General features: G+C 71.1%; 13 protein-coding genes. 11 read left to right on the top strand and 2 right to left on the bottom strand.

What is annotated here, in order from left to right:
• Window positions 1-16: 16 nt before the first annotated feature.
• The 4 genes from ABH935_RS12240 (at window position 17) to ABH935_RS12255 (ending at window position 4,073) form a co-directional block, all read left to right on the top strand.
• Window positions 17-1,051, top strand: a complete 1,035-nt coding sequence (locus tag ABH935_RS12240) for a ScpA family protein (protein WP_370377951.1) — start codon at window positions 17-19, stop codon at window positions 1,049-1,051.
• Window positions 1,048-2,130, top strand: a complete 1,083-nt coding sequence (scpB, locus tag ABH935_RS12245) for an SMC-Scp complex subunit ScpB (RefSeq protein WP_370377952.1) — start codon at window positions 1,048-1,050, stop codon at window positions 2,128-2,130. Before ABH935_RS12240 ends, scpB begins: the two co-directional genes overlap by 4 nt.
• A gap of 127 nt (window positions 2,131-2,257) precedes the next feature.
• Entirely contained in the window at window positions 2,258-2,974 is a 717-nt protein-coding gene (locus tag ABH935_RS12250) for a septum formation family protein (RefSeq protein WP_370377953.1), read from the top strand.
• Window positions 2,975-3,065: 91 nt separating this feature from the next.
• On the top strand, window positions 3,066-4,073 hold the full coding sequence (locus ABH935_RS12255; RefSeq protein ID WP_370377954.1) for a pseudouridine synthase: 1,008 nt from the start codon (window positions 3,066-3,068) through the stop codon (window positions 4,071-4,073).
• Between the two features lie 100 nt (window positions 4,074-4,173).
• On the opposite strand, the gene ABH935_RS12260 is transcribed toward ABH935_RS12255, so the two are convergent.
• On the bottom strand, window positions 4,174-5,688 hold the full coding sequence (locus ABH935_RS12260; protein WP_370377955.1) for an MFS transporter: 1,515 nt from the start codon (window positions 5,686-5,688) through the stop codon (window positions 4,174-4,176).
• 161 nt (window positions 5,689-5,849) lie between these two features.
• On the opposite strand from ABH935_RS12260, the gene ABH935_RS12265 reads away from it, so the two are divergent.
• The 7 genes from ABH935_RS12265 to ABH935_RS12295 all read left to right on the top strand — a co-directional run bounded on the left by ABH935_RS12265 (window position 5,850) and on the right by ABH935_RS12295 (window position 14,663).
• On the top strand, window positions 5,850-6,794 hold the full coding sequence (locus ABH935_RS12265) for a helix-turn-helix transcriptional regulator (RefSeq protein ID WP_370377956.1): 945 nt from the start codon (window positions 5,850-5,852) through the stop codon (window positions 6,792-6,794).
• Window positions 6,795-6,838: 44 nt separating this feature from the next.
• Window positions 6,839-7,201, top strand: a complete 363-nt coding sequence (gene aroH, locus ABH935_RS12270; protein WP_370377957.1) for a chorismate mutase — start codon at window positions 6,839-6,841, stop codon at window positions 7,199-7,201.
• Between the two features lie 30 nt (window positions 7,202-7,231).
• Window positions 7,232-8,317, top strand: a complete 1,086-nt coding sequence (locus ABH935_RS12275; RefSeq protein WP_370377958.1) for a prephenate dehydrogenase — start codon at window positions 7,232-7,234, stop codon at window positions 8,315-8,317.
• Between the two features lie 50 nt (window positions 8,318-8,367).
• The gene (locus ABH935_RS12280; RefSeq protein ID WP_370377959.1) at window positions 8,368-9,507 is read left to right on the top strand and encodes an exonuclease SbcCD subunit D; all 1,140 of its coding nucleotides are present in this window, start codon (window positions 8,368-8,370) and stop codon (window positions 9,505-9,507) included.
• A complete protein-coding gene (locus ABH935_RS12285; RefSeq protein WP_370377960.1) occupies window positions 9,504-12,296 on the top strand; it encodes an AAA family ATPase in 2,793 nt (930 codons plus the stop codon). The genes ABH935_RS12280 and ABH935_RS12285 overlap by 4 nt, the downstream gene beginning before the upstream one ends.
• Window positions 12,297-12,342: 46 nt before the next feature.
• On the top strand, window positions 12,343-13,551 hold the full coding sequence (locus ABH935_RS12290) for a DUF445 domain-containing protein (RefSeq protein ID WP_370377961.1): 1,209 nt from the start codon (window positions 12,343-12,345) through the stop codon (window positions 13,549-13,551).
• 80 nt (window positions 13,552-13,631) lie between these two features.
• Window positions 13,632-14,663, top strand: coding sequence for an NAD-dependent epimerase/dehydratase family protein (locus ABH935_RS12295; RefSeq protein ID WP_370377962.1), 1,032 nt, complete (start codon window positions 13,632-13,634; stop codon window positions 14,661-14,663).
• Window positions 14,664-14,700: 37 nt separating this feature from the next.
• On the opposite strand, the gene ABH935_RS12300 is transcribed toward ABH935_RS12295, so the two are convergent.
• The gene (locus tag ABH935_RS12300; RefSeq protein WP_370377976.1) at window positions 14,701-15,360 is read right to left on the bottom strand and encodes a hypothetical protein; all 660 of its coding nucleotides are present in this window, start codon (window positions 15,358-15,360) and stop codon (window positions 14,701-14,703) included.
• Window positions 15,361-15,697 lie beyond the last annotated feature (337 nt).

Raw genomic sequence — 15,697 nt, forward strand, 5'->3', positions numbered from 1 at the left:
CCGCTAGAGTGCAAGCGTGACTCTGGAAGTGGACCAAGCCGCGGCGGACGCGGATGCGGCGAGTGCGGGGGACGTGGCGGACGCGTCCAGCACTCCCGGCACGTCCGATGCCGCTGCGGCCGAGGCTGCTCCCGCCGAGAAAGCTCCGGCCGAGAAAGCTCCAGCCGGCACCGAGGACACCGCGGTCCGCGTCGAGGGCTTCCAGGTCAGCCTTCCGGAGTTCGAGGGCCCCTTCGACCTGCTCCTGGGCCTGATCGCCAAGCACAAGCTGGACGTCACCACCCTGGCGCTGTCGAAGGTCACGGACGAGTTCATCGCCTACATCCGCGCCATGGGCGACTCCTGGGACCTGGACCAGGCCTCGGAGTTCCTGGTCATCGCCGCGACCCTGCTGGACCTGAAGGCCGCGCGCCTCCTCCCGGCCGCCGAGGTCGAGGACGAGGGCGACCTGGCCCTGCTGGAGGCGCGCGACCTGTTGTTCGCCCGCCTGCTCCAGTACAAGGCCTACAAGCAGGTCGCCACCGACCTCGGCCGCCGCCACGCCGCCGCCGGCCGCATGTTCCCGCGCTCGGTGAAGCTGGAACCGTCCTTCGCCGACCTGCTCCCCGAAGTGATCATCAACCTCACCCCCGAGCAGTTCGCAGCCCTCGCGATCAAGGCCATGACCCCCAAGACCCCGCCAGAGGTCTCGGTCACACACCTGCACGGCAGCAAGGTCAGCGTCCGCGAACAGGTGGCAGTCCTGATCGCCAAGATGCGCGAGTTCCGCAAAGCCTCCTTCCAGAAGCTCTGCGAAGACGCCCCAGACACCCTGACCATCGTGGCGCGCTTCCTCGGCCTCCTGGAACTCTTCCGCGAGGCCGCCGTGATGTTCGACCAGCCCGACGCCTTCGCCGAACTGACGGTCTCCTGGACCGGCACCGAAGAAGGCGACCTGAAGGTCGCGGTCGACGAATTCGACCGCAGCGCCCCGGCGGACGAGGAGCAGGCCGACGGCGAGGCCGAGCTGGAAGCAGTGGACGAAGAGTGGGAAGCGGGAGAGCAGGAATGAGCGACGACTGGGAGTACGAGAGCCCGGAGTACGCCGCCGCCGACGCGGGCGCTGAGGCTGAGGGCGAGACCGCCGCCGATGCCACTGCCAACAACGCTGCCAGCAAGACTGCGGCTGAGACGCCTGCCGCGGCTTCGGCTGCCCGCGAGCCCGCCGCCGGCCAGGCCGCCGAGCCGCCTGCTGTAGTCGATGCGCCTGCTGCCGAAGCTTCCGCCGCCGAGCCAGCCGCTGCTGCCGATGCGCCTGCTGCCGCTGAGACTTCGGTCGCCGCTGAGCCCGCCGCACCGCCTGCCGCTGGGGCTCCTGTGCTCCGCAAGGCCGCCGCTGAGTCTTCTCCCGAAACTCCTGCTGCCGCCGAGCCCGCCGCGCCTCCCACCCCTGCCACCGGCTTCCCCGCCCCGCGCAGCGAGTCCAAGTCCCCGCTGCCGTCTCCGCGCACCGAGGCCAAGCCCGCCGCGGCCACTCCCGCCGAGCCCTCCCTCGCCGCCCTCGACGACGAGGCCACCTGGCAGCTCTCCACCGACATGGCGCCCCTCCCGCCGCTGCGCCAGTGCCTGGAGGCCATCCTGCTGGTGGTCGAGGAGCCGGTCGCGGACGTGGTCCTGGCGCAGATCACCGAGCGGCCGCGCGATGAGGTCGTCCAGACCCTCCACGAGCTCTCTGCCGAGTACACCGAGCAGCAGCGTGGTTTCGACCTTCGGCAGGTCGCCGGTGGCTGGCGCCTCTACACCCGCGCGGCGTGTGCGCCGCTCGTTGAGAAGTTCGTGCTCGACGGTCAGCAGGCCAAGCTCAGCCAGCCGGCGCTGGAGACGCTCGCCGTCGTCGCGTACCGGCAGCCGGTCAGCCGGTCGCGGATTTCCGCCGTGCGCGGCGTGAACTGCGACGGCGTCATGCGCACGCTGCTCACCCGCGGCTTGATCGAGGAGGCCGGCACCGACGTGGACTCCGGCGCCATCCTCTACCGCACCACGCTCCTCTTCCTGGAGAAGATGGGCATGCGCACCCTCGACGAACTGCCGGAGTTGGCGCCGCTGCTGCCGTCGGTGGAGTCGATGGAGGAAAACGAGTCGCTGGCCTGACACACCGGCCTCATCCGCGCCGGTGACGGCATTTCGACCGACACCGATACCCGGACGAATCAGGCATCGATCATCTCTGTGTCAAGTGAGCAATACGTTGTCGGCGCGGCCCACTACTCTTCCCGCCATGACCGAACCTCAAACCAACCAGCCGCCCTACCAGGGCATATCTGGTCCCGGCGGAAACTACGCGCCGGTTCAGGACCAGATGCCCTATGGGGCGGCGCAGGCGCAGAACCCCTATGGCCGACAGAACCCGTATGGCCAGCAGCAGAACCCTTACGCTCAGGCCCCGCAGAACCCGTACGGTAACGGCGGCCCCGCCGACTACGGCCCGGCCCCCAAGCGCAAGCGCCGCCCGATCCTGCTCTACGTCCGGCTCGGCGTGGTCGCCGCCATCGTGATCGGCGGCGGCATCAGCTACCTGGTCAACAACGCCCACAAGTCCCACCGCGACGCCTCCGGCACCATCAGCAAGGCCGGCACCCTGGACGCCGTCAGCCTCCACGCCGGCGACTGCTACGAGAAGCCGACGGACGCCGCGACCGGCTTCGCCTCGGTGAAGGCGATCCCCTGCACCCAGCCCCACAACGCGCAGGCGTTCTACAGCTTCACCTACCCCGGCGCCACCTCCGTGGCTCCGACCGACGACGAGCTGACGACCACCGCCCAGCCGCTCTGCGAAAGCGCGGCCAAGACCAAGGTCGACCAGTCCAAGCTCCCGCAGAACGCGCAGCCGAGCATGCTCTTCGCCGACAGCAACACGTGGTCGCAGGGCTACCACGACATCACCTGCGTGTACGAGAACGACACCGACTTCACCGGTTCCATCATCAAGAGCTGAACGGCCGCCCGGTCGGCACAACTTCGGGCGTGCAGCCTGCTCTGAACAAGGGCGGACGAGCGGGGGTCCCAGATAGGGGACAATGGTTGCCATGAACACCCCCGCTCGCCGTTCCCAGCCCAGTAAGTCCGGTGGAGGCCGCGGCTCCGGCTCCGCCGGCGGATCCCGGGGATCCGGCTCCGGCGGCTCCGCGGGCTCTCGGCAGACCGGCGCGGGATCCGGCGGACGCAAGCCCGCCCCCGCCGGTGGACGTTCCCCCGGCAAGTCCAGCGCCCGCCCCGCAGGAGCAGGCGCCGGCTCTGGATCCGGCGCAGGAACCGGAGCAGCCTCCGGCGGCCGCGACTGGCGCGACTACGACCCCTTCGCCGACCCCAACGAAGAAGGCGTCCGCCTCCAGAAGGTCCTGGCCCAGGCCGGCGTCGGCAGCCGCCGGGTCAGCGAGGACCTGATCGCCGCCGGCCGCGTCGAGGTCAACGGCGAGATCGTGCGCCACCAGGGCATGCGCGTGGACCCCGAGACCGCGGTGATCCGCGTGGACGGCATGCGTATCTCCACCGCCGAGGGCATCGTCCACTTCGCCTTCAACAAGCCGGTCGGCGTGGTCTCCGCGATGGACGACCCGGACCGCCCCAACCTCGGCGACTACGTCCGCGGCCGCAACGAGCGCCTCTTCCACATCGGCCGCCTCGACATCGACACCGAGGGCCTGATCCTGCTCACCAACGACGGCGAGCTCGCGCACCGCCTGGCGCATCCCTCCTACGAGATCCGCAAGGTCTACCGCGCGCAGGTCTACGGCACGGTCCCGAAGGACCTGGGACGCCGCCTGCGCGAGGGCGTGGACCTGGAGGACGGCCTGGCCCGCGTGGACCACTTCCGCCTCCTGGACTCCGTGGGCCGCAACGCGCTGGTGGAGATCACCATCCACGAGGGCCGCAACCGCATCGTCCGCCGCATCATGGACGCCGTCGGCCTCCCGGTGCGCGGCCTGGTGCGGACCAAGTTCGGGCCGATCTCGCTCGGTGACCAGAAGCCGGAGCGGATGCGTCCGCTCAACAAGGAAGAGGTCGGCGCGATCTACAAGTCCGTCGGGCTCTAGGACGTAGGAAACAGTAGAAACAGTAGAAAACACACGACCAACGCGAAGCGCCCCCGGATCATCCGGGGGCGCTTCGCGTTTACTTCAGTACTTCAGGCACTCACACCGCGGCAGCCACAGCCTTCGCAGCCCGCTCGTGCTTGTCCAGCCGGTACAGGTGGAAGGAGAACGCCACCGCCACCAGCGTCACCACCACGCCGGCGCCCGACAGGTAGGCCATGGCGTGTCCCGCGGAGTGCACCGCGTGCCCGGCGGCCACCGTCAGGTACAGCGTGCCCAGCGAGGCGATGCCCACGACCTGCGCCAGCTGCGCGTTCGTGGCCAGCGTGCCGGAGGCGTCGGCCGCGTCGGTGACCGGCACCCGCATCAGAGCCAGCGTCATCGTCGGGGCGTTGCCGATGCCGATGCCCAGGCCGAAGACCATCTGGTTCAGGTAGAACCACAGGCCGCCGTAGCCGCCGTCCTTGAACATCCAGATCTGCGCCACCATGCTGGCCGCGCCGACCAGCAGGCCGAGCACCGACAGCCGGCGGATCAGGTGCGCCGGGATGTTCCGCCAGAAGTAGCTCACCAGGCCGAACGAGGCCGCGCACGGGGCGAAGGCCAGGCCGGTCTTCAGCGCGCTGAAGCCCAGCGCGCCCTGCAGGTGGATCGCGGTGGCGAACAGGTTGCCGGCGTAGACCGTCATGACCAGGAAGATCACGACCAGCGAGGGCTTCATCCCGGACATCGACAGGATCCGGCCCGGCAGGATCGGCGGGGTGCCGCGGCGCGCCACCCGGCGCTCGACGGCCAGGAACAGCACCAGCAGCGGCACGGTCGCGGCCAGCAGCACCCAGCCCCAGATCGGCCAGTGCTCGTCGTGGCCCAGCACCAGCGGCACCACCAGGGCCAGGATGGTCGGCGACAGGGTCAGCACGCCGGCCAGGTCCACCTTGTTCTGCGCCGCGGTGTTCTGCGGCTTCACCGAGGGCAGCGAGCGTAGCGCCGCGATGTACAGCACGATCCCGATCGGCACGTTCACCAGGAACACCGGCCGCCACGACCACCCGAACAGGTTCGCGGTCACCAGCACGCCGCCGAGCACCTGCCCGACCACGATCCCGGAGGCCAGTACCGCGGTCCAGGCGCTCATCGCCTTGGCCCGGGCCTCGCCCTGGAAGTTCTGCTGGATCAGGCTGAGCACTTGCGGCAGCATGACCGCCGCGGCTATGCCCTGGATCACCCGGAAGACGATCAGCTCGCCGCTGTTCTGGGCCAGGCCGCAGGCCAGCGAGGCGATGGTGAAGCCGGCCAGTCCGGCCTTGAACAGCCGCTCGTGGCCCAGGATGCGGCCGAGGCGCGCCCCGGTCACCAGGAGCACCGCGTAGGCGATGATGTAGCCGGCGGCGACCAGCTGCAGGCTGGCACCGTTGGCGTGCAGCTTCTCGCGGATGCTGGGCAGCGCCACGTTGACGATGGAGCCGTCCAGCAGCGCCATGAAGTAGCCGACCAGGATGGTGGCCAGGATCAGCCCCGACCGGCGGTTGCCGGCCGGGGCGTCCGCAGCGCCCGGCGTACGCTGGTGTCTTGGCGGGCTTAACGTCGCGGTACCCGCGCCGGCAGAAGTCGTCATCTGGTTCGGTCCGGTCCCGGACGCGCTCATCGGCTGTGTCTGATTCAAACCCTTGGTCACAACACCAGGATGCGCGCAGTTTTATGGGGGTACCAGGAGTCTAGTTATCCTATTACCAGCAGTACCTGGCACCAGGATGTCCGAAGATGCATCATGGTGGTGTGAGCATAGACGTTTCCCTCCCACAGGCGACCATGAGCAGGACTCAGAGCAGGACTCCGGCCAAGGACGCAGGACCGGTGCGCCGCTCGGAGCTGGCCTCGTTCCTGCGCAGCCGCCGCGAGCGGCTCGACCCGGAGGTCCTCGGCCTGCCCACCGGCACCCGGCGCCGCACCCCGGGCCTGCGCCGCGAGGAGGTCGCGCAGCTCGCCGGCGTGGGGGTGACCTGGTACACCTGGCTGGAGCAGGGCCGCCAGATCAACGCCAGCGTCCAGGTACTGGACGCGGTGGCCCGCACCCTGCGCCTGGACCCGGCCGAGACCGAGCACCTGTACCAGCTGGCCGACGTCCCGGCGGTGCCCGCGGTGACCGGTTGCCGGCGCCTGGACCCGGAGGTCCAGCAGATCCTGGACGGCCTGGACCCGCTGCCGGCCTCGGTGATCAACGGCCGCAACGACATCCTGGCCTGGAACCGCCCCTACGCGCTGCTGTTCCCGTTCCTGGTGAACCTGCCCGAGGACAAGCGGAACTCCCTGTGGTCGTGCTTCACCAGCCCCAAGTGCTGCCACCCGTTCGTGAACCGCCAAGAGGACCTGGCCCGGATGGTCGCGAACTTCCGCGCCCGCTACGGCCGGCACGTCGGCGAGCCGGCCTGGGAGGAGTTCGTGAAGCGGCTGTGCGCGGCCAGCCCGGAGTTCGCCGAGCTGTGGGCCGAGCACGGCGTGGCCGACGGCGGCGTCCGGGTGAAGGTCTTCCGGCACCCGGCGATCGGCGAGCTCAACGTGGTGGTCACCACGTTCGACGTGGCCGCGACCCCGGAGACCCGGATGACCGTCTACACCCCGAACGACGCGGGCACCCGGGAGCGCTTCGAGCTGCTGCGCAGCGACAGCCTGCCGACCGGCATGACCTACCCCTGCGGCCACAGCTTCGACTCTCCGGCGTAGGCCGCAGATCTTCGTAGGGTGGTACAGATCAGTAAAGTGGTCGCATGGCAGTGCGGGCGATACGAGGCGCGATCCAGCTGGACCTCGATGACCGGGACCACCTGTTGGCCGGCACCACGGAGCTGGTCAAGGGGGTGATGGAGCAGAACGGCCTCGCCGTCGACGACCTGATCAGCATGCTGTTCACGGCGACTCCGGACCTGCACAGCGAGTTCCCGGCGCTGGCCGCGCGCGAGCTGGGCATCGTCGACGTGCCGCTGATGTGCGCGCAGGAGATCGACGTCACCGGCGCGATGCCGCGCGTGGTCCGGCTGCTGGCGCACGTGGAGACGCTGCGTGGCAAGCACGAAATACAGCACGTTTACCTCGGTGGCGCGGCGGCACTGCGCAAGGACATCGCGCAGTAGTTCGCCTGTCGGGCCGATAGGGTTGCTTTTATGCGCTCCGCCCTCGTCGTCGGTACCGGACTCATCGGCACGTCCATCGCCCTGGCGTTGGCGCGTCGCGGTATCGAGGTGTACCTCAGCGACACCGACGAGGCCGCCGCGCGGACCGCGGCCTCCCTGGGCGCCGGCCACAACGGACGCCCGACCCAGCCCGTGGACGTCGCCATCCTGGCCGTGCCGCCGGCGCGCATAGGGCGCATCCTGGCCGAGGCGCAGCGCGAGGACTGGGCCCGGGTCTACACGGACGTGGCCTCGGTCAAGGCGCTGGTGCACGGCTCCGCCGAGGAGGCCGGCGCCGACCTGAGCCGCTTCATCGGCGGTCATCCGCTGGCCGGCCGCGAGCGCTCCGGCCCGCTGGCCGCCCGCGCCGACCTGTTCGAGGGGCGTCCCTGGGTGCTGACACCCGGCCCGACCACGTCCCGTGACGCCCTGAACCAGGCGCTGGAGCTGGTCTCGCTGTGCGGCGCGGTGCCGGTGGTGATGGACACCGAGGAGCACGACCACGCCGTCGCGCTGATCTCGCACGCCCCGCACCTGGTCGCCGCGCTGATGGCCGCGCGCCTGGAGAACGCCCGCGAGGAGTCGGTGCGCATCTCCGGTACCGGTATCCGGGATCTGACACGCATCGCCGGCGGCGCCCCGGAGCTGTGGGAGGACATCCTCTCGGCCAACGCCCCGGCGATCGCCGAGGTCCTGGCCGCCTACGCCGCGGACCTGAACGAGGCCGTCGAGGCGCTGCGCGCCGTGGCCGGCTCCGACGCGGACGCCGCCAAGCGCGGCGCCACCGACCTGGCCGAACTGCTGCGCCGCGGCAACGCCGGCCACGCCCGGATCCCCGGCAAGCACGGAGCGGCTTCGGCCTCTTACACCGCGGTACCGGTGCTGATCTCCGACCGCCCCGGCGAGCTGGCGCGGCTGTTCGCCACGGCCGGCAGCGTCGGGGTGAACATCGAGGACGTCCGCATCGACCACTCCCCGGGCCGCGAGGCCGGTCTGGTGGAACTGCTGGTCGACCCGGCCGTGGCCGACCGCCTGTCGGCGGATCTGGCCGCGTCGGGCTGGCGGGTCCAGTCCTGACCGTCGGTTCCGCCACGGGCTGACGGTCCCACCGTCTACGGTGGACCTCTATGCGATTCCTGCACACCGCCGACTGGCAGCTCGGCATGAGCCGCCGGTTCCTGGATCCCGAACGCCAGGGCCAGTTCGACGCCGCGCGGCGTGACGTCCTCGCCACGCTCGGCCGCCTGGCGGTGTCCGAGGGCTGCGAAGCGGTGCTGGTCGGCGGGGACGTGTTCGAGACGAACACCGAGTCGGCGCGCACGGTGCGACAGGCCATGGAGAAGCTGAAGGGCCTGCCCCTGAAGGTGTTCCTGCTACCGGGCAACCACGATCCGCTGAACGCGGCCTCGATCTGGGACTCGGAGCGCTTCCTGCGGGCGTACCCGGAGAACGTGGTGGTGCTGCGCGACGAGCAGCCGGTCGAGGTACGCCCCGGCTTCGAAGTCGTGGGGGCGCCGTGGCGCTCCAAGCGGCCGACCTCGGACCTGCTCGGCGACCTGCTCACCGCCCTCGACCCGGCGCCCCCGGGCGTGGTGCGCGTCGCGGTCGGCCACGGCGCCGTGGACGCGGTCGCCCCGCAGTCCGACCCGGTGGCACTGATCCGGATCGCCGGCGTGCGCGCCGCGCTGGAGGCGGGCAAGGCGCACTACGTCGCGCTCGGTGACCGGCATTCGACCACTGAGGTCACGCCTCGGGTGTGGTACTCGGGGGCACCGGAGCCGACGGCGTTCGTGGAGACGGACCCGGGCAACGTGCTGGTGGTCGAGATCGACGAAGCCGATCTCTCCCGACCGCCGGTGGTGACGAAGCACCGGGTCGCGACCTGGAACTTCCGCTCGGTGGAGATCGAGCTGAACGGCGCCGCCGATGTCACGGCCCTGAGCGAACTCCTGGACGCGCTGCCGGACAAGGAACGCACGATCGTGAAGCTGCTCCTGCGCGGCGTGCTGTCGGTCTCGGACAAGGCGGCCTACGACGACCTGCGCCGCAGCAGCGAGGAGCTGTTCGCCGCCGTGGTGGACTCCTCGCGCTCGCGGTTGGAGGTGCGCCCCGACGACGCCGACTTCGGAGCACTCGGCCTGAGTGGCTTCGCCGCGCGCGCCGTCGACGACCTGCGTGAGCTGGCCACCGGGCCCGACGAGGACGCCGCCCGCCGCGCCTCCGATGCCCTGGCGCTGCTCGTCACGCTCTCCGGGAGGGCTTCGTGAGGCTGCTGCGGATCCGGCTGACCGACTTCCGCGGCGTCGCCGACCGGGAGCTGACGTTCGCCGAGCACGGCGTGACCGTGGTCGAGGGCCCGAACGAGTCCGGCAAGAGCAGCACCATCGAGGCCTTCGGGCTGCTGCTGGACGAGCTGGACTCCTCGCGCAAGGAGGCGGTGCGGGCCGTCAAGCCGCGGCACAGCGACGCCAGCCCCGAGGTCGAGGCCGAGTTCCGGGTCGGCGGGTACCACGTGGTGTACCGCAAGCGCTGGCTGCGTCCGCTGACCGAGCTGCGGATCCTGGCGCCGTCCCCGGAGACGCTGACCGGGCGCGAGGCGCACGAGCGGGTCCTGGCGATCCTGAATCAGGCCACGGACTACGACCTGTTCAAGGCCCTGCGTGTGTTGCAGGACAAGCCCTTCGACGTCGACCGCATCGCCGGCAGCGCTTCCCTGCGCGCGGCCCTGGACGCCGCCGCCGGCGGCGCCCCGGGCCTCGGCGCGGCCGGCGAGGACACGCTGGTCCAGCGCGTCGAGAAGGAGTTCGCGCGCTACTTCACCGCGAAGAACCACCAGCCGACGGGGGAGTACCGGACCAAACTGGACGCCGCCACCACCGCCACCGCCGAGGCCGCGGAGCTGGCGGCGACGCTGGCACGCGTCGAAGCCGACACCGAGCGCCACGGCGAGCTGACCGCGCGCCTGACGGACCTGCAGCAGCGGCTGCTGACGGACCGCGGCGACGTCGAGAAGTTCGGGCAGCGTGCCAAGCATGTGGAGACACTGCGGGCCCGCCGCGACGGCGCCGACGCGCTGGTGGACCGGGCCTCGCGTGACGCCGAGCTGGCCGCCGGCGCGCGGGAGGCGCGGCAGGCGCTGGTGCGGAGCGTGAGCGACTACCAGAACGAACTCGCCACGCTCGACAAGCAGATCGCCGCGCACACCGAACTCCGCACCGAAGCCGACGACCGCCGCGACGCCGCCCTGGCGATGCACCGCACCGCCGACGAGGCACACCGCCAGGCGCTGCGCCGCTACCAGGAAGCCGACGCCGACTACCGCTGGATGCGCGACGCCTACGAACTGGATCGCGTCCGCACCGACCGCGAAGCCCTCGCGGAATCCGACCGCGAAGTCGAGCTCGCCGCCGCCGAGACCGCCGCCACCGAGATCGACGACCGCGCGGTCGACGCGATCGACCAGGCCGACCGCAGCGTCCGCGACGCCCGCACCGCGATCGAGGTCGCCGCCGCCACGGTGCGTGTCGAGCGGCTGGGGAGTGCGGTCGTGACGGTGTCGGCGGCCGATGCGCCGGCGGCCGTGCCCGAGGCTCGCAGCAGCGAAGGCGAATCACTCGGTCAAGTCCCCGAGGCGCGCGCCGCCGCCTCCCACCATGCTGCGACGCCGACTGCTGTGGTGCTTGAAGAGCCACTCGCCGACCCCCTCGTCCGCCGCATCACCGACCACCTCGTCATCGAGGCCGAAGGCATCCTCCGCGTCACCCTCGCCCCCGGCGCCAGCGAGCGCGAGCTCCGCGCAGAACTCGACGCCGCCGAGGCGAGCCTCGCCACGCTCTGCCTCCAGGCCGGCGTCCGCGACCTCGCCTCCGCCCGCGTGCGCCTCCAGCGCCACGTCGAGGCGCGCGCCGCGCTGTCCGCCGCCGAATCCGCGCGCGAGAAACTGAGCAAGGACCCTGCCGCGCTCGCCGATGAGCAGGCGCGGCTTGAGGCGCGCATCGCCGACCACCTCGATCGCCGCGATCCCTCCGTCCTGCCGCCGGTCGATCGCGATGAGGCCGACACCGTCGCCGAGCTGCGCCGCGCCGAGTCCGAGGAAACCGCCGCCAACCTGGAGCGCGCCTCCGACGCCCGACGGCTGGCCGAGGCGCGGGCCAACGAGCTCGCTGCCGACGCCCAGAAGCTCGCCGGGCGCGCCGAGTACCTGGCCGCCGAGTACGAGGCCGCTGCGGCCCGGCTGGCCCAGGCCCGGCTCGCCGCCGCCGATCCGGTCGTCGAGCAGCGCGACGCCGACGCGGCCAAGGCGCACGCGAGCGCCGTCCAGGACCGCGCCGCGCACGAGGCCGCCTACCGCGAGGCCGAGCCCGAGCAGGTCGAGCTGCTGCTGCGCAACGCCCGCGACGTCGTGGCCCGGACCGAGTCCGAGATCAAGGACACCCGCGAAGCCCTCCAGCACCTCGCCGGACGCCTGGACGCCGTCGGCGACGACCTCGCCGACCGGCACCGGGAGGCCGAGGCCCGCCGCGACGCCGCCGAGCGGGACCTAGCCTCCGTCACCGCCCGCGCCGAAGCCGCGCAGCTGCTCCACGAAACCCTCCTGCGCCGCCGCGACGAGGCCACCCGCGCCTATCAGGGCCCGTTCAAGGAGCAGGTCGAGCGCTTCGGCCGCCTGGTGTTCGGCGCGACGTTCGGCGTCACCGTGGACGCCGACCTGCGCATCGCCGCCCGCACCCTCGACGGCCGCACCGACCCCTACGCCGAGCTCTCGACCGGCGCGCGCGAAGCTGTGGCGATGTGCGTGCGCCTCGCGTGCGCCGCGCTGGTCGGACCGGACGGCGGCGTCCCGGTGATCATCGACGATGCGCTCGGCGCCGCCGACCCCGGCCGCCGCAGCCGGCTCGGCGCGCTGCTCAGCCACGCCGGTGGCGCCGGAAGCACGCCCGAACCCACCCAAATCATCATCTTCACCTGCGACCCGGACCGCTATCGAGCCGTTGGCTCGGCGCAAGTCCGCTCGCTGGGCCACAATGACGATCGTGACGAAAGCGCGGCCCAGTGAACCGCTGACCCCCAGCGAACTGCAAAAGCGCCGCGGGATGCGCCGCATGAAGACTGTGGCGACCGGGTTCCTGCTGGGAGCCGCGGTCGTCTACATCACCATGAAGATCCTCCAGAACCACGGCGTCACCGGCTGGACCGGCTACATCCAGGCCGCCGCCGAGGCCGGCATGGTCGGCGGCCTGGCCGACTGGTTCGCCGTCACGGCGCTGTTCAAGCACCCGCTGGGCCTACCGATCCCGCACACCGCGATCATCCCCAAGCGCAAGGACGCGTTCGGTGAGGGCCTGGGCGAGTTCGTCGGCGAGAACTTCCTGTCCGAGGACGTCATCCGCGGCCGGCTGTCCGCCCTGGGCATCTCCCGCCGCACCGGCCAGTGGCTCTCGCAGCCGGAGAACGCCGCGCGCGTCACCAAGGAACTGGCCACCGCGGTGCGCGGCGTGCTGACCGTGCTGCGCGACGAGGACATCCAGAAGATCCTCGGCGAGGCCGTCACCACCCGGCTGGCCAAGGCCGACGTCGCCACCCCGCTCGGCGGACTGCTCCAGCGCATCACCGAGTCCGGGAACCACCACCAGGTCGTCGACATGATCGCGGCGCGCGCCCACGACTGGCTGGAGGCGCACCCCGAGGCGATCAACAACGCGGTCTCGAATGAGGCCCCGCTGTGGTCTCCACGCTTCCTGGACGACGCCGTCGCCCGCCGCATCCAGCGCGAGCTGGTGAAGCTGGCCGGCAGCGTCCGCGACGACCAGCACCACCCGGTGCGCGGCGCGCTGGACCGCTTCCTCGCCGACTACGCCGAGGAACTGAAGACGGACCCGGCGACCCGGGCGCGCGTCGACAAGTTCAAGACCGAGTTCCTGGACCACCCCGCGCTGCAGGGCCTGGTCGGCTCCGGCTGGACCGCCATGCGCCAGGCGGTGATAGAGGCCGCCGAGGACCCGGGCAGCGACCTGCAGATCCGGGCGCGCGAGGGCTTGCAGAGCCTGGGGCACCGGCTGGAGACCGACACCACCATTCAGGAGAAGGCCGACGGCTGGGTCCGCGAGGTGGCGGTGCACCTGGTGACCACCTACCGCCAGGAGATCACGTCCCTGATCACCGACACCGTCGCGGCCTGGGACGGCGAGGTCACCTCCCGCAAGATCGAGCTCCAGGTCGGCCGGGACCTGCAGTTCATCCGCATCAACGGCACGGTGGTCGGCGCGCTGGCCGGGTTGCTGATCTACACGATCACCCAGCTGACGCTGTAGGCACTCCTACGCTGTAAGAGCTCCTACGCTGTCAGCAGACAGAGGTGGCCCCCACCTCCGCGCCCTGCGAGGGTGGGCGAATGCGACTTCTCCTACTCGGCGGCAGCGCGTTCCTCGGCCGGGCCGTCGCGGCCGAGGCTCTGGCGGCCGGCCACGAGGTGACCGTCTTCAACCGCGGCCGCACCGCCCCGGACGTCCCCGGCGTCGAGGCCGTGCGCGGCGACCGCGAGTCGAAGGAAGACCTGGCCCGCCTGGCCGACCACGGCCCCTGGGACGCGATCGTCGACACCTCCGGCTACGTCCCGCAGATCGTCGGCGACTCGGTCCGGGCCCTCGCGGACCGCGCGGCGACCTACGTGTTCATGTCGACCATCAACGTCTTCCCCGCCTGGCCGACCCACGCCGTCGCCGACGACTCACCGCTGCACGACTGCTCCCCGGACGCCGTCGCCGACGACGGCGACTACGGCACCCTCAAGGCCGGCTGCGAGCGCGTCGTCGAGCGCGACTTCCCCGGCCGCGCGCTGTCCCTGCGCCTGGGCCTGCTGCTGGGCCCGCACGAGGACGTCGGCCGCCTGCCCTCGCTCCTGCTCCGTATGGCTGCCGCAGGCACCACGCGCGACCTGCGAACCCTGGCTCCCGGCGAGCCCGACTATCTCATCAACCCGATCGACGTCCGCGACATCGCCCGGTTCACCCTCGGCGCCATCGACCAGGGCCTGACCGGCGGCTACATCGTCGCCGGCACCCCCTCGAACGCCTCCACCTACGGCGAACTCCTCGAAGCCTGCATCGAGGCCACGGGCTCCGCGGCACAGCTGGAGTGGGTCGACGGCGCGTTCCTGGAGCAGCAGCCCGACGTCGGCTTCTGGAGCGAGCTGCCGATCTGGATCCCGCCGGGCGACGTGCCCTGGGACGCGGACACCTCCCGGGCCGAGGCAGCCGGCCTGCGCTGTCGTCCGCTGCGCGAGACGGTGCGGGACACCTGGGCCTGGATGGCGGCCGACGGCGGGACGGTCCGGCGCTCGTATCAGCCGCGCCGGCCGCATGGGCTCGGCGAGGAGAAGGAGCGGGCGCTGTTCGCGGCCTGGGACGCCCGCGGGAGTTCGTGACGGAAACCGCAATACCAGTTCAAAGCCGGTGCCGTGTTCAGAGCGTCCCGGCCTCCGGCCAGTTCGACCAGTGGGTGTTCGGTGCACGCTGCGGCCGGTAGCGCGCGGTGTCGCCCGTTTCCAGCACCTCGGCGAGCATTCGGAAAGTCTCGTCTGCATCCACCTCGTCGGCGAAGTCGTCCATCAGACCTTCCGGATGGCGCCATTCGTCGAGGGTCAGGATCACCGGCAGGTCCCCGGGCAGCCGCCGGTACAACTCGGCGGTGTCGGCCAGGAGTAGATCGCGGTGCGCCGGGACGAGCAGGCGCAGAGCCTGCTCCATCGGCGTTCCGGTCGGAGCATCGACGAGGAGCCGCCGACCGCGTACGACGAACCCGGCTCCGGTGTAGGTCCCCGTGTAGGTCTCCTCGTCGTTCTCGGCCTCGTCCATGTTCTCGACCCGCTCCAGGAAGCCGCCGTCCCCGCCGAAGCCCGGCTCACCGCTCGTAAGACAGTTGCCGAAGGTGTGCACGACATCGAGAAGGTTGCCGCCGCGCGGGTTGTAGCCGAGTAGCTCGACGACCATCGCCCATCGCCCCGGATCCCGCATCAGATGCAGTCGCGCGTCGACCGGGTAGTAGTAGCCGTTGTTGAAATCGGGGAACTCCGCGTTGTCCGCCGCTTGCGTGAACTGGGCTTGGATCGCCAACGCAGTCATCACGCGGCTGACGGTACGCGCCGGTCCCGACGAAGCCTGCCGTGGTTTGTTTGTGGGTTGATAGTCAAGGGCGTTTTTACGGCTTCGCATGGGTTTAAGAGGGATCCGCTGGGTGGCGCAGTTCGGTGGGGTGCCTGGCGTGGCGCTGGCGGCTGGCGGTGTTCGTGTGCACGACCGCGCGCGGGTCTGGGTCACTGCGCACGCGTTGCGTGGGCGGCGATCGTCGGGCGTGGTGGGCGCCTGACTCTGCTGGCTTATTTGTTAGGCGGCGAGGGCGGCTTGTAGTCGGGTGAGGTGGCTGGTTCGGGTTCTGCCTTGGAGGTGGTTGTTGGTCCAG

It is taken from the genome of Catenulispora sp. GAS73 (assembly GCF_041262085.1).
GTDB lineage: Bacteria > Actinomycetota > Actinomycetes > Streptomycetales > Catenulisporaceae > Catenulispora.